Annotated in this window: 16 protein-coding genes; 7 read left to right on the forward strand and 9 right to left on the reverse strand. The window is 61.0% G+C overall.

From position 1 onward, the window contains the following. Positions 1 to 17: 17 nt before the first annotated feature. Positions 18 to 1,385, reverse strand: a complete 1,368-nt coding sequence (locus ACEN8U_RS09010) for an MFS transporter (protein WP_310111972.1) — start codon at positions 1,383 to 1,385, stop codon at positions 18 to 20. Then, complete coding sequence (locus ACEN8U_RS09015; protein ID WP_310111975.1) at positions 1,382 to 2,353, reverse strand: amidohydrolase family protein; 972 nt, start codon at positions 2,351 to 2,353, stop codon at positions 1,382 to 1,384. The genes ACEN8U_RS09010 and ACEN8U_RS09015 overlap by 4 nt, the downstream gene beginning before the upstream one ends. Positions 2,354 to 2,562: 209 nt before the next feature. Here ACEN8U_RS09015 and ACEN8U_RS09020 point away from each other — a divergent pair, with 209 nt between their 5' ends. Continuing rightward, positions 2,563 to 3,066: a MarR family transcriptional regulator gene (locus ACEN8U_RS09020; RefSeq protein ID WP_310111979.1), complete on the forward strand. Its 504-nt coding sequence runs from the start codon at positions 2,563 to 2,565 to the stop codon at positions 3,064 to 3,066. Here ACEN8U_RS09020 and ACEN8U_RS09025 read toward each other — a convergent pair. Then, complete coding sequence (locus ACEN8U_RS09025; protein WP_310111982.1) at positions 3,056 to 4,066, reverse strand: AraC family transcriptional regulator; 1,011 nt, start codon at positions 4,064 to 4,066, stop codon at positions 3,056 to 3,058. The genes ACEN8U_RS09020 and ACEN8U_RS09025 overlap by 11 nt on opposite strands. A 56-nt stretch (positions 4,067 to 4,122) precedes the next feature. Between ACEN8U_RS09025 and ACEN8U_RS09030 the strand changes: the two genes are divergently transcribed. Together ACEN8U_RS09030 and ACEN8U_RS09035 are read left to right on the forward strand one after the other, a co-directional pair. Continuing rightward, complete coding sequence (locus ACEN8U_RS09030) at positions 4,123 to 5,178, forward strand: aldehyde reductase (RefSeq protein ID WP_310111984.1); 1,056 nt, start codon at positions 4,123 to 4,125, stop codon at positions 5,176 to 5,178. A 115-nt stretch (positions 5,179 to 5,293) separates the two neighbouring features. Next, on the forward strand, positions 5,294 to 5,755 hold the full coding sequence (locus tag ACEN8U_RS09035; RefSeq protein ID WP_310111987.1) for a RidA family protein: 462 nt from the start codon (positions 5,294 to 5,296) through the stop codon (positions 5,753 to 5,755). 147 nt (positions 5,756 to 5,902) lie between these two features. Here ACEN8U_RS09035 and ACEN8U_RS09040 read toward each other — a convergent pair whose 3' ends face one another. From ACEN8U_RS09040 to ACEN8U_RS09050, 3 genes are all read right to left on the reverse strand, one after another. Next, positions 5,903 to 6,808 carry an alpha/beta fold hydrolase gene (locus tag ACEN8U_RS09040; RefSeq protein WP_413656940.1) on the reverse strand — a complete coding sequence of 302 codons (906 nt, stop codon included), beginning with the start codon at positions 6,806 to 6,808 and terminating at the stop codon, positions 5,903 to 5,905. Between the two features lie 197 nt (positions 6,809 to 7,005). Continuing rightward, positions 7,006 to 7,344, reverse strand: a complete 339-nt coding sequence (locus ACEN8U_RS09045) for a muconolactone Delta-isomerase family protein (RefSeq protein ID WP_310111992.1) — start codon at positions 7,342 to 7,344, stop codon at positions 7,006 to 7,008. 59 nt (positions 7,345 to 7,403) lie between these two features. After that, positions 7,404 to 7,967 (reverse strand): hypothetical protein, encoded by a 564-nt coding sequence (locus tag ACEN8U_RS09050; RefSeq protein WP_310111994.1) that lies wholly within the window; start codon positions 7,965 to 7,967, stop codon positions 7,404 to 7,406. 126 nt (positions 7,968 to 8,093) lie between these two features. On the opposite strand from ACEN8U_RS09050, the gene ACEN8U_RS09055 reads away from it, so the two are divergent. The 4 genes from ACEN8U_RS09055 (at position 8,094) to pstS (ending at position 12,757) form a co-directional block, all read left to right on the forward strand. Next, entirely contained in the window at positions 8,094 to 9,110 is a 1,017-nt protein-coding gene (locus tag ACEN8U_RS09055) for a GlxA family transcriptional regulator (protein ID WP_374725955.1), read from the forward strand. Between the two features lie 273 nt (positions 9,111 to 9,383). Continuing rightward, positions 9,384 to 10,736 carry an epoxide hydrolase gene (locus ACEN8U_RS09060; protein WP_310111997.1) on the forward strand — a complete coding sequence of 451 codons (1,353 nt, stop codon included), beginning with the start codon at positions 9,384 to 9,386 and terminating at the stop codon, positions 10,734 to 10,736. Between the two features lie 191 nt (positions 10,737 to 10,927). Beyond that, on the forward strand, positions 10,928 to 11,386 hold the full coding sequence (locus tag ACEN8U_RS09065) for a hypothetical protein (protein WP_310112001.1): 459 nt from the start codon (positions 10,928 to 10,930) through the stop codon (positions 11,384 to 11,386). 354 nt (positions 11,387 to 11,740) lie between these two features. Next, on the forward strand, positions 11,741 to 12,757 hold the full coding sequence (gene pstS / locus ACEN8U_RS09070; RefSeq protein ID WP_310112003.1) for a phosphate ABC transporter substrate-binding protein PstS: 1,017 nt from the start codon (positions 11,741 to 11,743) through the stop codon (positions 12,755 to 12,757). Between the two features lie 76 nt (positions 12,758 to 12,833). Here the strand turns inward: pstS and ACEN8U_RS09075 are convergent, their stop codons facing one another. Genes ACEN8U_RS09075 through ACEN8U_RS09085 form a run of 3 tightly spaced genes read right to left on the reverse strand, consistent with a single transcriptional unit; the run spans position 12,834 to position 17,445 of the window. Further along, positions 12,834 to 13,697, reverse strand: coding sequence for a 4Fe-4S dicluster domain-containing protein (locus tag ACEN8U_RS09075; RefSeq protein ID WP_310112005.1), 864 nt, complete (start codon positions 13,695 to 13,697; stop codon positions 12,834 to 12,836). A gap of 10 nt (positions 13,698 to 13,707) precedes the next feature. Next, positions 13,708 to 16,686, reverse strand: coding sequence for a molybdopterin-dependent oxidoreductase (locus ACEN8U_RS09080; RefSeq protein ID WP_310112008.1), 2,979 nt, complete (start codon positions 16,684 to 16,686; stop codon positions 13,708 to 13,710). An 18-nt stretch (positions 16,687 to 16,704) separates the two neighbouring features. After that, positions 16,705 to 17,445 (reverse strand): OmpW/AlkL family protein, encoded by a 741-nt coding sequence (locus ACEN8U_RS09085; RefSeq protein ID WP_310112011.1) that lies wholly within the window; start codon positions 17,443 to 17,445, stop codon positions 16,705 to 16,707. Positions 17,446 to 17,585 lie beyond the last annotated feature (140 nt).

The following is a 17,585-nucleotide window of genomic DNA, read 5'->3' on the forward strand; positions in this document are numbered from 1 at the left end:
GAGCGGTGGATCCGCGCTCAGGCTGCTTCCGTCGAAGGCTTGCGCGTCGGCGTGAAGCAGCGCTCGCGCGACATGGCGTACAACATCAGGGCAGACAGGAGCGCTGGAATGGCCGCCGCGCAGAACAGCTGCTGCGCGCTCCAGTGCAGTTGCATCAGCGCGCCCGCCACGATCGGTCCGACAATCGACCCGGCACGGCCGATGCCGAGACTCCAGCCGACCCCGGTTGCGCGCAGCGTCACCGGATAGAGCGCCGCCGAAAGCGCGTTGTTCGCGGGCTGTCCGCCGACGATCGCGAAACCGCTTGCGGCGACGATCGCCAGCAGCATCGCGAGCGAGACGGCGGCGACGTGACTGATGGACAGGATAGCGACGGTCGCGATCAGATAAGCCGGTACGAGCACGCGAAAAAAGCCCCAACGGTCGATCAGCGGCCCCATGGCCAGCGTGCCGATCATGCCGCCGACCTGCAGCGTCGTGCCGATGATGGCCGCATCGGCAACGCCGTAGCCGAAATCGGTCGCGATAGTCGGCAGCCAGTTCGCAAGAAAAAACAGGTTCAGCAGGTTCATGAAATTCACGCCCCACGCGAGCAGCGTGACGCGGGCGCGACCCTCGGCGAATAACGCGGCAACGGAGCTGCCCTCATGTGTGCGCATGGGCGCGACAAAGCGCGTGTGCAGCGCGACGCGTGCGGCAGGCGCGACGCGTTGCAACAGCGCGCCGATACGCTCGGCCTGCGCGCCACGGGCAATCAGGAACTGCATCGACTCGGGCAGCGCGACCGCCATGGCCGCGGCGATCAGCAGCGGCACGACCCCGCCCAGTGCAAACACCGCGCGCCAGCCGGCAAGCGGAATCAATAAGGCCGACACGACGCCGCCGAACGCCGCGCCGAGCGTAAAGCCGCACGACACCCACATGGTCAGCGTGGCGCGCTTGCGCGCCGGGCTGTACTCGCTCACGAGCGCAACGGCGTTGCCCATGATGCCGCCGAGACCGCAACCGGTGACGAAACGCAGCGCGAGCAGATGCGCGAGCGCCCCCGCGAAGGCAGTGGCGATCATCATCGCACCGACGAATGCCGTGCAGCCGAGCAGCACCGGCCGGCGGCCGACGCGATCGGCGAGCGGCCCCATCGTCAGCGCGCCGATCAGCATGCCGACGAGACTCGCGCCGAACACGGGCCCCATTGCTGCGCGCGACACGTGCCACGACGAAATCAACGCGGGCGCGACGAAGCCCATCGACTGCACGTCGAATCCGTCGATCACCACGCACAGCGCGATCAGCACCATGAGCCGCTTCTGGAACGCACCGACCGGCTGCGCGTCGATGGTGGCCGCGACGTCGATCACGTCCGGCTTGTGCGCGCGCGTGCTCATGCAAGACCGAACAGACGGCGCGCGTTGTCCCGGCCGATCTTGCGCCGGTCGTTCTCGCTGATCTCGCAGCGATCGAACCAGCGCGCCGCGTCCTCGTGCTTTTCGAACGGATAGTCGACCGAGTACATGATGCGGTCGCTGCCGACTTCGAGCATCGTCGAAAGCAGGGTCGGCGTGCGGAAGTTGCCGCTTGTCGTGATGTACACGTTCTCGCGCAGATAATCGCCGATGTCACGTTCGCACGGCATACCGCGGCGTCCTTTGCGCAGGATGTGGTCGATGCGCCAGACGTTGAACGGAATGCCCTCGCCGAAATGGCCGAGGATCATCTGCAGCTCCGGATGACGGTCGAAGAGCCCGCTCGACAGCAGGCGCAGCGCGTGCATGCTGGTTTCCGCCGCGAACGCCCAGGTGGGGCCGGTCAGCCAGTGTGCGCCGTCGAACACCTTCGCGTGCGTCAGCAAAGGATCGCGCGGATGCATGTAGAACGGCTTGTTCAATGCAGCGGCGCGCGCCCAGAATTCTTCAAAGCGCGGATCGTCGTAATAGACGACGGTGTCCGCGTCGCCAACCTGCGAAAAACCATTGACCAGAAAGCCGTGGAAGCCCAGTTCGTTCACACAGCGCTCCAGTTCGCGTGCGGCGAGCTCGGGGTCCTGCATCGGCAATGCGGCGAAGCCGCCGAAGCGCTTCGGATGACGATTGATCTGTTCCGCGAGCACGTCGTTGGCGCGGCGTGCGACATCGTTGGCGCGGCCAGCCTCTGGAATGGCCTGCACCGCGGGGGAATTCAGCGACAGGATCGAGTACGCGGTGCCCCACTCCTCCATCTGCTCGAGGCGCTGCTGTTCGAAATCGAGCAGATTCGCGCGCAGCGTGGTCCACACCTCCGCACGAGCATAGACCTGTGAATCGCCGATGGTCTGGTCGATGGCGAAGTGTTCTTCCAGCGCGATCTTGTCTTTCATAGCATGGTCCCGATTAAATTTACTTGAAAAATCATCTAAATTGCAGCTCAGTATATATTTGATTTTTCAACTATGAATAAGGGATTACCCGCGGAGTCTCTTGCCTTACTATGCGTTTTCGGCGTGAAAACTGGCCATGTTTTAGCGCTAACCGGCGTAAGGACGATCGTATATACTTGCCACTTCAACTATTACGTCATGGCACGAACATGAAGAAGCCGAATGCGCCGCTCATCGAGCACGATCTGGAACGCGCTATTCCGTACCTGGTTGCGCGTGCGGGCAGTCGCATGGGCGGTTCGTTTTCAAAGGTGCTGCGCGACTATGGCCTGTCGCTCAGCGAATGGCGCGTATGCGCGTCGCTTGGACACCGCCCGCATCAGCGCCTGTCGGAGCTCGTCGAGCGTGCCTGCGTCGACATGTCGGCGTTGTCGCGGATCGTGGATCGTCTCATTGCGCAGGGTCTGGTGTTGCGCGAGAAAAGTTCGTCGGATGGACGCGCCGTGCAGCTATCGCTCACCGCCGAAGGCGCGAAGCTGACGCGCAAAATCGTGCCGCTCGCGAAGCATTTCGAAGTCACAGCACTTAACTGCTTCAGTCAGGTGGAAATCGACTTTCTGCGCGATCTGCTGGAGCGCCTCTACGCGAATGCCGAGTCGCTCGAACATTTCACCGAGGTTCCGGTGGATACGGCAGCAGGCTCTAACCGGTAGCCGCTTCGTTCGTGCGAACGCCGCGGGATTCGCTGTCGCCTTCTTCTGAAGCGGCCCGCGCGATAAAACGATATGCCGTGGGCGCATGCCCCGACATGCGCTTGAATGCGTGACTGAATGCGCTTTCAGACGAGTACCCGAGCGACTCGGCAAGCACGGCGACCGCGATGTTCTCGTCGCGCAACCTGCGCTGTGCAAGACGCATGCGCCACTGTCCCAGATAGGTCAACGGCGCGACACCGACGCTCGCCCTGAAGTGAGAAGCGAACGTGGTCCGTGACATCGCGCACGCGGCGGCAAGCTCGTCCAGATGCCATGAGCGTGCGGGATCGCCGTGCATGAGGCGCAGCGCGGGCGCAATGCGTGGGTTGCCTAACGCACGCAGCCATCCCGTCATGGGCGTGGACGTTTTCAGGTGAGCGCGCAGTATCTGAATGAAGAGTAGCTGCGCGAGTTGGGCCGACGCGAGTTGCGCGCCAGGCAGATCGGCCGCGCGCTCTTCCACCAGTTGCTGCAACAGCCAGCGGAAGTTTTCCGCGTGCGGCGATGCAGCCGGTACGTGGATCCATGGCGGCAGGACGTCTGAGAGCAGGCCGCCGCTTGCCGGATCCAGCAGAACGTGCCCTCCAATCTGCGCGAAGTCTTCGCCGTTGCCCACTGTGACCGCGCTGCGGCCAGCGCCCGAGAACAACGCCATGGCGTCGACGGGCACAACACGTGGATCGCTTGCGAGCACAAAAGACCGTTTTGCTGTCAGCAGACCGACGTCCCCGTTTGCAAAACGGATCGGGTCTTCGCCGTCGATCACAACCCAGCAGGCGCCTTTCACTACGGCAAAGAATTTGATCTTGTCCGGTGCTGGAAAACGAATGGCCCAGTTGCCGCCGGCTGAAAAACCGCCTGTCGCCAATGATCTGGCTTTTGTGAATCTGAGGATGTCGGAGAAGGGATCGCCACTCATGATCGTACTGTCACGCAAGTAACTCGCACTATAGAGCATTAACAACCCGCAGGTCGGGTCTTAACCTTGCGGTTCTTCGTTTCGGACATCCAGATATGAACCGCACTAGCAAAGACATAACCGTTCTTGTTACCGGAGGCACGGGATTCATCGCTCAGCACTGTATTCTCGCCCTGCTGAATCTCGGCTATCGGGTACGAACCACCGTCCGCTCGCTCACGCGCGAGGCGCAAGTGCGTGCACAACTGAAGACAGGCGGTGCCGAGCCCGGAGATCGCTTGTCATTCGTCGCGGCCGATCTCGGCTCCGACGAAGGCTGGCACGAAGCGACTGCCGGCTGCGCATACGTCATGCATGGCGCGTCGCCGACGCCCACGGGACAGCAGACGAGCGAAGACGACTGGATCAGGCCCGCCGTGCAAGGCAATCTGCGCGTGCTGCGCGCCGCACGCGACGCGCGCGTGCAGCGCGTGGTGCTCACCTCCGCTTTCGGTGCGATCTGCGCCGGACACGCACCCATGAAGCGGCCCTTCAACGAGACGGACTGGAGTGACCTGACAAGCCAGAATGTCTGGCCATATCAGAAGTCGAAGACCTTGTCGGAGCGTGCGGCCTGGGACTTCGTCGCGCGAGAAGGACGCGGCTTGCAACTGTCTGTCATCAACCCGGTGACGGTTGTCGGGCCTGTCCTCGGCGCCGACTATTCGCACTCCATCCGCCTGATCCGGGGCATGCTGGACGGCCAGTTGGGCAATCCGCGGATCAATTCGGGTTTCGTCGACGTACGCGATCTCGCCGATCTGCATGTACGAGCCATGACCCACGAAGCCGCCAGCGGCGAGCGCTTTATTGCCATTGCAGGCGAAAGCATGTGGCTGGCCGATGTCGCCCTGCTTCTCAAGGCGCGCATGGGGCCTGCCGGGCGCCGTGTCTCCACGCGGGTGCTGCCGAACTGGCTCGTGCGCCTCGGCGCACTCAGGGATCCCGCGCTGCGGGGGTCGCTGCCGCTGCTCGGCCGCAATCTCAACGCCACCGGCCAGAAAGCCATGAGCCTGCTCGGCTGGTCGCCGCGCCCCCGCGAGGAGGCCATTGTTGCGACGGCTCAAAGCCTCGTGCGCCTCGGGCTGCTGCGCGAGACCCGGTCGCAATAGCCACGCACAGCCTGCATTTTGCTGGTACCTTGCTCGGGCCAGAGGACATGCGCCCCTGCGCCGGTAAAGCACGGCATGCTTGCCTTATCAACGCTGCTTTTTCTACGGAGGCTCCATGATCGAAACGACCAGCGTCCGTCTCGCGACACTCGGACTGGTTCTGCCCCCACCCATCGCGCCGCTCGGTTCGTATCGCACCGTATCGATCATAGGCAACGAGGCGCATGTCTCCGGGCTAGGACCTTTCGAAAACGGCGTGCCTGTGACAGGCATTGTGGGCGAAGAGATGAGCATCGAGCGCGCTCAGCATTGCGCAAGGCTGACCATGCTCATGATCCTGGCTTGCCTGCACGAACGGTGCGGGCTCGACCGCATCAGGCGCTGTGCACGGTTGACCGTTTACGTGCGAGCTGCGGCCTCATTCACTCAGCACCCGAAGGTTGCAAACGGCGCGAGCGACGTACTGCTGGATCTGTTCGGCGCGGACCTGTTGCCGGCCCGCAGCGCGATCGGCGTGCATACGCTGCCCATGGGCATTCCGGTGGAGATCGACAGCGTGTTCGAGCTGCACGGCTAAACAGGCGATTGACCGCTCACCTCGTCGCGCTGCGGCACGCGTTCCTTGAGTTTAACCGAGCGAGTTTCATGATCCGCTCGGACCGTAGCACGACGGGCCTGTCCACCATGCTTCCGCCGAAACCGCCGTTTGCACGGCGCACTAGCCCTATTCACTCATACGCTTACCGCCCGCGCCAAACGCGTTCCGAACTTCGTCCACCGTCTGTTCGGGCGCCTGCAGGTGCGGAAAATGCCCGAGTTTGGGGAGAATCGACAGCTTCGCGCCGGTCCGGTTCGCGTATTCAACGCCCATTTCCTTCTGGATATAAATATCACGTTCGCCCCACACCACCTTCACGGGGACCTTCAGTTTCTCCATATTGGTTTCGAAGTAGTCCTGATCGCGAGTGAAGTGGGAGTAGTAGTGGAAGAACGCGTCTGCCGAAGTGATCTCACCGTCCCACCCTTTCGCCATATCGTCCCTGAACTCCTGAGACAACTCATAGTGCTCCCCCACCGGCATCCCGCGGAAAAACGTGTTCGCCAGAATTTCGTCACGGTTGCTATTCATCGCGGCGCGTACTGCATCAGATGAAGGTTTCGACTTCAGCCCCTGGAGACTTTCGTACATGTACTGAGGACGATTGAAAGGAGCAAAGTCGCCAACAACGATCTCCCTCGCAATACTGGGTTGCTTCAATGCTGCCAGCAGCGCCGGTAAGGCACCGATATCGGTCGCATAGATCACCAGGTTCGAGCTGTCGAGGTGAGATGTGCGGATATAGTCTTCCAGCACGTGTGCATAATCCTTCGGCGCGTAGGCGAAGCGGTCGGTGCCTGGACGTGAGGACTGTCCGTAACCCGGCCAGTCGAACGCATGCACTTCGTAATCGCTGGACAGGGCTTCGGCAATCGGCTTCCACGCATAGATCGTCTCCGGGAAGCCGTGCAGGAACAGTACCGCACCCTTTGGATCCGAAGGCCGATAAACCATACGGCGCAGTTTGATGTCAGGATTGACCCGCACCTCGCCCACTTCAACCTTGGGCGCGGACGCGGATGACGTCGGCATAATGCTGCATGCGGACATGCCTACAGCAAGCGGGGGAAAGACTGAAGCTTTCGTCAAAAGTCGGAACATGATGGTAACTCTCGCTGGACACGAAATTGCGTTAATTGGGTTGCACCTGTTTCTGGATCACACGAAGCGGCAAAAGCGGTGCGCTAGTGCCTGATTCCGCCTGGCGCGGCTTTTCTACCGGCCGCCATTTATTGACCGTCGGACGGACTCAAAAGCTTGCTCAAGGGCTTCAGCGGGCCGAGTGGGAACAGCGAAAACGTCATCAGGTGCGCTTGACCCAAAGGAAGTGCTTCAAGCATTTCATGCGCCTGATTCACGTCGGGAACGTTCACGATAAACGCTACGCCCGCCCTGTCTTGCAGTGAGTACCACTGATCGATCTTGCCCTCCAGGTATAGCTGCGCCGTTTCGCGAACTTCCGACGGAAGAATGCGTTGCACAAGCTGCATGTCGGTGCCCGGTGGAAAAGTGCCAATCGCCAATATCTTCGTGGTTGGCGTAGTTGGCATCGCAGTTGTATTCGCCATGGCGGTTCCTGATGAAGCAGCCAGCACAGAGGCCGTAGCCAGATTAAGGAAGTGTTTCATCATTTGGTCGGGGACACGGGCTGAACCTTGTCCAGCGCCGCTATTTCCGGTCCCGTCAGATAACAATCGCGAAAGCGCTCGTCGACTCGCTCCCACATCAGTTTTGAAAACAGCAGCACCGCGTTCAGCGGGCGGTGATTAATGACCACGGAATCGGTCGCGCCCCGCTCATCCCTATGCGCGAGAACAACCGTCTCGATCGGCACGCCTTCGATCTGCGAGCGATACGACTCCATATACAAACCGTCGCCAATCATGCCCTTGTAGCTGTGCTGCTGGAATTCGTACAGCGAGACTGCGTGTTTGATCACGGAAAGAATATCGGCTCGTCCCTCGATCGGACGCTTAAGAACGGTGGCCTCGAGCGTCGCGGTTTCACTCAGACTCGCCAGCCACAGCGGCGGACTATCGGCGGGTGTCATCACAGGGTGTGTGTCGTTGAACTTCATTGTGTGCGCTCCGGTTATGCCATCACTGAGGATGGCAGTCAGGTTCTCCATGAAGCATGCTTCGGCCATGGACTTCCAAGGCGCTTCACGCGACAGGGCATCAATCGTCGGCATCGTGCTGCTCCTGCTTCCGGTTGATGGGATGCGCTCATGATCGGGGTTTACTTGCGCGGATTAAAGTGGCAGGATCGCCATTATTGGTGGAATTTCAGACACACAATAGCCATCGTCCGAATCTGGGTGTACGACGGAATCCTCGCCTCCGGGGTCGCCGGACCTGTCGACGTGTTTAGCGCGGCCAATCAGTTCCACGCGCGGAAGGCGCCGCCGGGCGCCAACTCGACACCGTTATTCGTATGGCGTGTGGAGTCCCTCGACGGGCATCCCGTCAAAGCTGCGGCAGGGCAGATCATTGAAGTCGACGGCAAGATCGACCCGCGCAAACGCGCAGATGCCGTTCTCCTGACGGCACCGTTCTTCTCGAACATCGACGAGTTCATCGGGCGCCGGGAGCAGCTCGATGAACTGTCTTCAGCACTGAGGCGTCAACGGAAATCTGGCGCCGTGCTGGCAGCGTACTGCACGGCCAATTACCTGCTCGCCGAGGCGGGGCTGCTGGATGGCCGCGCCGCAACCACGCACTGGGCGCGCGCGGCGGACTTCGCGCGGCGCTATCCGCGGGTTGAAGTCCGTGCACAGGAACTGCTGCTCGCACAGGAAGGCATCATCTCCGGGGGGTCCGTGACGTCGTATCTGAATCTCGCGGTGCAGCTCGTCGAAACATTCGCCGGCGGAGAACTTGCCACGTTGACCGCGAAGGCGCTATTGATCGACATGAACCGGACTTCGCAGGCTTCCTTCGCAACGCTTCTCGGCGAACATGGCCATACCGATACGCTCGTCGCGCGAGCCCAGCAGCAGATGGAGGCTACGTTGCAGCAGGGATTCCGACTGGGCGATCTGGCGGCCTCGCTCGCTGTCAGCGAACGCACGCTCAACCGCCGTTTCAAGGAAGCAGTCGGGCTAGCACCGTTGACGTATCTGCAGAATCTGCGCATCGAAGTCGCGAAACGCTTACTGGAAACGCGGCCGATTGCGCTCGAGGCGGTCAGCCAACGTGTCGGTTATGGCGACATCAGCACATTCCGGCAATTGTTCAAGCGCAAGACCGGACTGTCCCCCAGTGAATATCAAATGCGATTTTCGCGCGCCGTAGTACCCGATGCGCAAGGCGACGCAGGCAGTCACCGCGGCTGAGCCGTGCCAGATTGCGCCACGTCCTCCTCGCTGCCCTCCTCCTTGCTCGTTCCCGCCTTTACCCTACTTTTGTATCGCAACGTATCTGCAACAGACACGGATACGCATGCTTACGCGCAAGCTGCTTTCGGACATAAGCGCGATACGTTTATCCGCTGAAATGCCTCCATCGCAGGCAGAAAGGCTGCGCCGCACAAAAGCGGACTTATCGTGCCCCGCACGCCGCCGAGTTACCACGCAACGCAACACGCTGATCAAGGCAGGACTGATTCCATGTTAAACGACACGCCCGAATCCTCTTCGCGCCGGCACTTCGTCGGCGCGGCCGCCGCGGCGCTCGCCGCAGGCTCGCTAAGCCGCCTCGCCTTCGCAGACACAAGTCCGGCGACCGGCATCGTCACTGGCCCCGCGACGGGGGACAAGACCGCGCTTCGGCCGTTTCGCGTTCATGTTCCCGAGTCGCAGCTCACGGAGATGCGGCGCCGCATCAAGGCGACGCGCTGGCCCGATCGTGAGACGGTGCCCGACGAATCGCAGGGCATTCAGCTCGCCACCCTTCAGGGACTCGCGCAACACTGGGCGACGGGCTACGACTGGCGCAAAGTCGAGGCGCGGCTGAATTCGTATCCACAGTTCGTTACGGAGATCGACGGACTCGATATCCATTTCATCCATGTCCGTTCCAGGCATGACAACGCGATGCCGTTGATCGTGACGCACGGCTGGCCGGGCTCGGTGATCGAACAGTTCAAGATCATCGATCCGCTCGTCAATCCTGTCGCGTATGGCGCGACGGCTTCGGATGCCTTTCACCTCGTGATTCCGTCACTGCCTGGGTATGGTTTTTCCGCAAGGCCCGCTACAACCGGCTGGGGTCCGGAGCGCACTGCGCGCGCGTGGGTCACGTTGATGAAACGGCTGGGCTATGAGCGCTTTGCATCGCAGGGCGGCGACCTTGGCGGCATCGTGACGAACATCATGGCCAGGCAGGCGCCGCCGGAACTGATGGGCATCCACGTGAACTTCCCGGCCTCCGTTCCCGCAGAAATCCTGAAGTCGCTGACCGCTGGCAACGCGATGCCTGCCGGATTATCGGACGAGGAGCGACACGCCTATGAACAGTTGAGCGCCAACTTCAAGAAGAAGCGCGGCTACGCTACCGAAATGGGCACACGCCCCCAGACGCTGTATGGACTCGCTGACTCGCCGGTTGCGCTGGCGTCCTGGCTGCTCGATCACGGAGACGGCTATGGCCAGCCCGCTGCGGCGTTGAGCGCGGCCGTGCTCGGCCATCCCGTCAACGGTCATTCCTCAGGCGCGCTAACGCGCGACGACGTACTCGACGACATTACGCTCTATTGGCTCACCAATACAGGTATCTCGGCCGCTCGCTTCTACTGGGAATCGCACGCGAACTTCTTTCTCGCGGCCGACGTGAATGTGCCTGCGGCTGTCAGCGCGTTTCCGGGGGAAAATTACCAGGCGCCGAGGAGCTGGACGGAAAAGGCCTATCACGATCTCATCTACTTCAACAAGCCCGAAACGGGCGGGCACTTCGCTGCGTGGGAACAACCGATGATCTTCGCGCATGAAGTGCGCGCGGGGTTAAGGCCTTTGCGGGCATGAAATGCAAAGCGCTTCGTGAAGGATGCCGTGGAGCGCTTTTCAAACTACTCATGCAAGCCGGATGCGCCCGGAGTTTTTTGCATTGAGCTGCCGTCGGAAGGAGCGTGCCGCAGATCCCGCAGGCGTCCGCCATCTGCGTTCGCAAAAAACGGTATATACTGTTTATACCGTATACAACAACGAGATCGGCAATGTCCCGGGCAACCACAAAAAAAGCAGACAGCAAGGCATTTCATTTTCCCAAGGCGGATGAACGCGCGCACGGCACCGCAGACGAACCGCAGCTCGCAGGACCGAACGCGGATTCGCCCAAGGAAAAAGTGGCGGCAAACAAGGCGTTGAAGGCTGCGGCCGGGACCAAAGCGGCACGGGTCAAAGTTGAGGCAGAGCCCATCAAGGCTGCGGAAAGTGCGAAATCCAGACGCCCGAAAAAGGAAAAAGTTGTACGCGACAGCTTCACGATGCCCAAGTCGGACTACGAGAAAATCGCGGCGCTCAAACAGAAGTGCCTGGCAGCAGGTGTCTCTGTCAAAAAAAGCGAGTTGCTGCGCGCGGGCCTGCTGATGCTGGAGTCGGCAGCGCAGAAGCGGTTGCTGGCCGCAGTCTCGGCCGTCGAGCAGGTAAAAACAGGCCGCCCCGCGAAGTCCTGAGTTGCCTCGCAAACAAGACCTGACGGGCGCACCGCATTGCATCGGTCGCTTGATATGCACGGTGTTGCGGTCGATGCGCGGCGAAGTTTACAGTCGCTGCCTGTCGCTTCGCGGTTCGCGAATTCCGCGCATTGATAGCACGATTCAATTGGAATTCGCCGTGCGAGCGTCGTGTAATTGGCGTCATGCGGCATGGCGGAGCAAACGGCAGACCCGCGCGTAGAGATTCAACTGCTGCCGCAATCGCGGTGACGATTTGCATTCGCCAAAACGATTGGCACTGCCGACGTTTGCCCACTGCTGTCCGATAATCAGACCCCACCGGAGGCCCTCGTGAGAGCATGGCGCACCCTCATGGCTGACGTGCTTTGCGTTTCATGTGCAACAGCCGCGTACTCCGCCGACATTACCGGGGCCGGCAGCACGTTCGCCGCGCCCCTCTATATCCGATGGGCCACCGACTATCGGGCGTCGGGCGGAAGCAAAGTGGTCTATCACGCTACAGGCTCTACGGATGGCATGAGGCAGATGCTTGCCAACGAGGTCGATTTCGCAGGCTCCGACGCGCCGCTGACCGACGAGCAGCTCTCGGCTAACGGATTGAGGCAGTTTCCAACAGCGATCGGCGGCGTGGTTCCCGTCGTCAATCTTCCGGGCATTGCGGCCGGCAAGCTCACGCTTTCAGGACAGGTGCTCGCGGAGATCTTTCTCGGCAAGATTCGCTACTGGGACGATCCTGCAATCGCGCGGCTGAATCCGAACATCAGGATGCCCGACACGCCCATTGCCGTCGTGCGCCGTCAGGACGGCTCAGGCACGACGCTGATCTGGACGCACTATCTGGCACAGGTGAGTCCCGAATGGAACCGGAGGATCGGTGAGGGCACCACGGTCCGCTGGCCTCTGGGAATCGGTGGAAAGGGCAATGAAGGCGTCGCAACATACGTCGGCTACCTGCCGGGCGCTATAGGTTACGTCGCATGGGATTTTACGAAGCAGAATCGCTTGACGTATGCGGCCATCGCCAATGCAGAGGGTTCCCCGATACAACCGGGCGTCGCGACATTCAAGGCTGCGGCAAGCAGTGCCGACTGGTCCGGTTCGCTCTATCAGTCGCTCACCCACCCGCGAGGTCAGGATGCGTGGCCCGTCATGGGCGCGACCTACGTGCTCATTCATGCCGCGCGTGACGCGGCGGGCCGCAACGAAGCCACACTGAAATTCTTCGAATGGGCATTTGCGCATGGCGGACAAACAGTCGACGCGCTGGACTACGTCCGGCTGCCTGACGTGGTGGTGGCGAGAATCCGCTCGCAATGGCCCGCCAGTCGTCCCGAGGAGCTTGCGCGCAAACCGCTCACCGTACACTGAAGGTGTGGGTGAGCGCCCACCCATTGGTTGCAGAAGCGGGCCGGCCGCAAAGCGAGCGCTGCCAGGCCCGACGAACTCACGAGCACACGCTCGCCAAATCCGGAGCCGCCACCACAAGCTCGCCAAGATGCACGCTCTCCCCGAGCTCACACTGGCGCGATGCCTCTCCGTATGCATGACGGACTTCGACTCGGTAGACCCCGCTGTTCTTTTCCAGGCCGCTGAAGCGGAAATCGCCGAACACGTCGGAGACAGTTTCGGCCACTATGCGATCGCCTGCATACAGTGCCGCTTTCGCACCTGGGACGCATTCGACTACATCGCCCACCTGCGCACTCACGCTTCCTCCAATAAAACAGGTATCCCAAAGCTCGAGCCTGCTGTACCACACGCGTGGTTTCGTACCCAGGTTGGGCCGCAGCACCCTGAGCCCCTCGCTTCGCGCCCTTTCGCTCATCGATTCGTCATCGAGCTGCACTGCTTCGAATACCTCCGTCGGGCACGACTGTTGACAACGCGGGTGCCGCCAACCCTGATCGAGCAGATGAGCATCGAATATCCAGATCTGCGGCAATTGCAGTTCGTCGTTCCAGACGATCGCGTTATACGGGCAAGCCTTCACGATATCCTTTCGACCCCGCGCTTTATCCGGATCGATGATGACAATGCCGTCGGCGCGCTTGCGAATGGCGCTACCGCCCACTTTCATGCACGGTGCGTCGTCGCAGTGATTGCACATCACCGGAAGGTAGGTGGTCTCGATCATATGCGAGCCGCCCTGCACGCGCCGCAGGATTCGGATCGGGCTCTCGGCGCCGATGGTTGCCGGTGCGGCGTAACCTGGGAAGTCGTTGCCTACATGCTCGTCGCGGGACGCAATAACGCAGTTCTGACAGTTTTCGCAACGTCCAACACGGACAATCAGGTTCCACTTTTTCATTCTGGAGTCCTCACGCTGCGCGACCGAGCAAAAACGCGTCGGCGCTGCGCCACTTTTCCACCTGCACGAGGCAGGAATTCGGGCTCATGCTGCTCGTGCCGGCGGTCTGCGGCCGATCAGGTGTGAGCATGTTCATGCAACCGCCGATTTCAACCTGCTCGCCATCAATCTCGACAAGCTCGAATTCAGCGCTCGCCTCGTAGGACTTGACCACTCCTGCGCGCACCAGCGGCGAAACGTCGGCGGCGCAGATCACGGCGCCGCGATCGTTATGCACCTTGACGAGGTCCCGATGGGCAATGCCGCGAGCGGCGGCGTCTGCCGGGCTCAGCCTCAACAACCAGAAGCGGTGGCCGCCGATCAGCGCGCGATGGTCGTCAATACTATTGACCGCCGAATGCTTGCCGTCGCAGTGGGTATGGAAACTGTAGCGGCTGTGCGTCGCGATTAACTGCAACGGGTAGCGTTGCGCGAGCTCGGAACGCAAACCCTCCCAGGACGGAATGTATCGATTGAGCGGCGGCCTTTCCGGGTTGTTCGCGGTGTGCCGCTCGAGCAACTCCGGCACGAACTCGAATTTTCCGCTTGGCGTCTGTAAGCCCTCACCAAACTTTTCGGCGAACTGGGACGGCAACGGATGGGGTTCGTGCAAGTCCTTTCGGCGGCCCTGCGCGAACCAACGCATGTCCACGGGATGACGAAGTTCGGGCTTCTCGGGCGGCACGACGTAATAGCCCTTTCGGCAAAACTCGCGCCACGACACGTGATCTGACAGATCGGACGAGTCGAACACCCGCTTGACCCAATTCAGTTCGCTACATCCTTCTGTGAATACGCCGCCCAAACCTAGCCGCGTCAGGATCGCAGTGAAAATATCGTAGTCGGAACGCGATTCGCCTAAAGGCTCGATGCACTTATGCTGCATCGTCAGTACGCGATGGTTGACGGTGCCGAAACCGTGGTGCGCGTAGCCGCCGGAATTCGACCACTCGCCGATGTCCCAGCGCTCCAATGCCGTACATGCCGGCAAGATCACGTCGGCGAACTGCGCCTCGCCTTCCATCCAGATGGACTGATTGACGACGAATTCGATGCTCGGGTGCCGGTAAGCCTCCGTCCAGCGGCCGGAATTTGTCACGGTGCTCAGCGCCGACCCGCCGTAGCGATAAATCATATGGATCGGCGAATAACCGGGCATGGGATAGCTGAACGGCGCAAACTGCGCTTCCTGCGACATCCCATCCCACAGATAACCCGTGGCATGGCCGTCGATGATGGCGTCCGGCAACTGCTGCCGCGGCACCATTTGCTTGACCGGGTTCAAGGTCAAGATGTGGGGCATGCGTTGATAGTTGTTCACCGCGTTGCCCGTCCACGCGAGGTCGCCTGAAATGCCGCCGTCCGCGTAGCCTGGAAAGTAGAAATGCAGATCGTGAGGCGCACCTACTTCAAGGCAGCCGAAGTTGACGCCCGGTTTGCCCCAGCCCTGCATGGCCATCATCATGACCATGCAGCGCGCCCATTGCGCGCCGGTGGCGCCCCGGCCGGCGCCGCCAAATCCCGCGCCCGTCATCCCGACGGCCAGATGGACCTTTCTGTTCCCCCACAGGCGAGCCAAAGCGCGAGCGTCCTTGGCGGGCACGCCTGTTTCCGCTTCCTGCCATTCCGGCGTTTTGGGAATGCCGTCTGTTTCGCCCAGCAAATACGCGCGCCACTGCTCGAAGCCGGTCGTTCGGGTAGCGACATACTCGGCGTCGTACAGGCCCTCCACGGCCCACACGTACATGACCGCTGTGGCCAACGCCGCGTCCGTTTGCGGGCGGATCGGAATCCAGCGGCCACCGAGCAACTGGGCCGTGGGATTGCAGTGCGGATCGATATGCACGAATTGCAGCCCAAGCTCCTTGGCCCACAAGCGGCGCGGCGTGCCCTCGAAGCCCGCGTAGGCACCATTGGTGCTCTCCGGATCACACGACCAGAAGACGATCATCTCCGCTTCCTTGAGGGCGTCCTCCACGCCGCCATAGCCGGCTGGCACGCCAATGCGCATGGAGTTGCCGAAGTGATGCATGGCGCCCCAATACCATCCCTCCCAGCTGTCCGGATTGGCGGCCACGCGGGTAAAGCCGATCAGGTTCGCAAATCGCGTCAATGCGCTCAAGTAGTAGCCTACGTTGCCCCACTGATGGTGCGACGACATCGGGAACGTAATAGAGCCCGGACCGTGAACGCGCTTTTGTCGATTGATCTCCTTGGCGACGATATCGAGCGCCTCGTCCCAGCTGATACGCACATAGCCCGACTTGCCGCGGTTCTGAGGATTGCGTTCACCGTCTGGGTCGAAATCGACCCGCTTCATCGGATGGAGAATGCGCTTGTCGGAGTAGACGAGCGACTTGAGCGTCAACGCATGGGGGGCCACCAAGGCGCGTCGCGGTGGCGAAAAGCGCCGGCCGCGTGCCTCGATCACCCAGCTAGCCGCATCGCGATCATCAAATTCGATGGGAGTGACGCGAACGATACGGCCGTTTTTGACGTACACGTACAGCGGCCCGCCGTTGGTGCAGGTCGTGTACCGGCGAGTACCGTCTGGCATGGGCGTGCCCATCGGCAGGCCGACGGTCTGCATCATGGCCAGTGTTTGCATGAGCCAGACGAGAAGCTCATCCTCGCCCTCGGTGACCACCTTGAAATTCTTGGCGGCGTGGATGATTTCTCCCTGGTCGGGGTTGGGTGAGAGAAATTTCAAGGCCGTGGCGACATCCTTGAAGGCCATGCGCACGTCGGAACGTGCGCGCCTCGCAGCGTGCGATCGGATACGGCCATTCCTGAACTCGATGACCCGGCCGATGCTTTCGTCCATCAATCCAATCCATGCAATGAGATTTCTCTCCTTGAGACGAGCGCGATACATCGGGAAACGGCGTGCCGTCAGGTCAAGGACCTTGGGCAACGCGAACAAAATGGTCTTGAGAGCCTGACGTTTCATCGTTCGATCCATCATGCATTAAAACGTGTAGGCAACGTTCAGGAACGCGCTAAGCGGATGGAGTCGCAGGGTCGACTTTGAAACAATCTGCGTTCCCGCGGCAGTCTGTCCGTACAACGTGAGCCTGGCCTTCACCGGGATGTAATCGAGCGTAGCGCCTATCGACCAGTGCTCGCTGATGGAATAGCTCGCTCCGACCTCGAACACGGGGTTCCATGACGAGCTGAGCGTCGCGCGCACCGAACCGCCCGGACCGAAGCTATCGGTAATGAACTGGCTGTTGGTCGGCCGGACCTGAGTGAACCACGTGTAATTCACCCCTAATCCGACGAACGGGCGGAACTTCGTCGCGCCAGAAAACAAGTGATATCGAAAAACCAGAGCGGGCGGCATCGGTCTGGTCGATCCCAGGTTGCCATACTTCCCCAGTGACCCGTCGCCGACCAGATCCACCTTCAGCGGCAGGCCAAAAAGCATGGCCGCTCCGACGTTGTCAGTAATGTAGTACTCCGTGGTAAATCCCACCGTATCGGTCGACGTCGCGTGTGCACCGCTGCCGGCCACTTCCCGGTTGACCGGCACTCCGCCTACGCTTTCCACGGTCAAGGGCGTTGCGTTGCCTTGCGGCGCGACATGCAGCCAACCTGCCGAGACGGTCATGCTGCCGGCAGACTGGGCCATTGCGTATTGGCTCAAGGCAGCCGATCCCATGCAAAAGGCGATGCCGAGCGTGCGGCGGCCCAACTTGTGATACGTCATGTCTCCTCCTTTTCGATACTTCAAATAGTCGTCGAATCGATTCTATTTTTTTAAGTCATCCTAATTGATTCACTGCGTCGCAAAGCGGATGACTCGCGATATGAAACTGCCGTACGATGTCCGCTATTCGCTCGTCTTCG

The sequence above is a fragment of the Paraburkholderia phenoliruptrix genome (assembly GCF_047325075.1).
GTDB classification, from domain to species: domain Bacteria; phylum Pseudomonadota; class Gammaproteobacteria; order Burkholderiales; family Burkholderiaceae; genus Paraburkholderia; species Paraburkholderia phenoliruptrix.

Excerpts from the sequence above, each read along its gene's own strand:
- ACEN8U_RS09035 (WP_310111987.1), top strand. The coding sequence starts at position 5,294 with ATGATCGAAACGACCAGCGTCCGTCTCGCGACACTCGGACTGGTTCTG.
- ACEN8U_RS09085 (WP_310112011.1), bottom strand. The coding sequence starts at position 17,445 with ATGACGTATCACAAGTTGGGCCGCCGCACGCTCGGCATCGCCTTTTGC.
- ACEN8U_RS09020 (WP_310111979.1), top strand. The coding sequence starts at position 2,563 with ATGAAGAAGCCGAATGCGCCGCTCATCGAGCACGATCTGGAACGCGCT.
- pstS (WP_310112003.1), top strand. The coding sequence starts at position 11,741 with ATGGCTGACGTGCTTTGCGTTTCATGTGCAACAGCCGCGTACTCCGCC.
- ACEN8U_RS09010 (WP_310111972.1), bottom strand. The coding sequence starts at position 1,385 with ATGAGCACGCGCGCGCACAAGCCGGACGTGATCGACGTCGCGGCCACC.
- ACEN8U_RS09045 (WP_310111992.1), bottom strand. The coding sequence starts at position 7,344 with ATGGCGAATACAACTGCGATGCCAACTACGCCAACCACGAAGATATTG.
- ACEN8U_RS09015 (WP_310111975.1), bottom strand. The coding sequence starts at position 2,353 with ATGAAAGACAAGATCGCGCTGGAAGAACACTTCGCCATCGACCAGACC.
- ACEN8U_RS09075 (WP_310112005.1), bottom strand. The coding sequence starts at position 13,697 with ATGAAAAAGTGGAACCTGATTGTCCGTGTTGGACGTTGCGAAAACTGT.
- ACEN8U_RS09025 (WP_310111982.1), bottom strand. The coding sequence starts at position 4,066 with ATGCTCTATAGTGCGAGTTACTTGCGTGACAGTACGATCATGAGTGGC.
- ACEN8U_RS09065 (WP_310112001.1), top strand. The coding sequence starts at position 10,928 with ATGTCCCGGGCAACCACAAAAAAAGCAGACAGCAAGGCATTTCATTTT.
- ACEN8U_RS09060 (WP_310111997.1), top strand. The coding sequence starts at position 9,384 with ATGTTAAACGACACGCCCGAATCCTCTTCGCGCCGGCACTTCGTCGGC.
- ACEN8U_RS09050 (WP_310111994.1), bottom strand. The coding sequence starts at position 7,967 with ATGCCGACGATTGATGCCCTGTCGCGTGAAGCGCCTTGGAAGTCCATG.
- ACEN8U_RS09040 (WP_413656940.1), bottom strand. The coding sequence starts at position 6,808 with ATGCCGACGTCATCCGCGTCCGCGCCCAAGGTTGAAGTGGGCGAGGTG.
- ACEN8U_RS09030 (WP_310111984.1), top strand. The coding sequence starts at position 4,123 with ATGAACCGCACTAGCAAAGACATAACCGTTCTTGTTACCGGAGGCACG.
- ACEN8U_RS09080 (WP_310112008.1), bottom strand. The coding sequence starts at position 16,686 with ATGAAACGTCAGGCTCTCAAGACCATTTTGTTCGCGTTGCCCAAGGTC.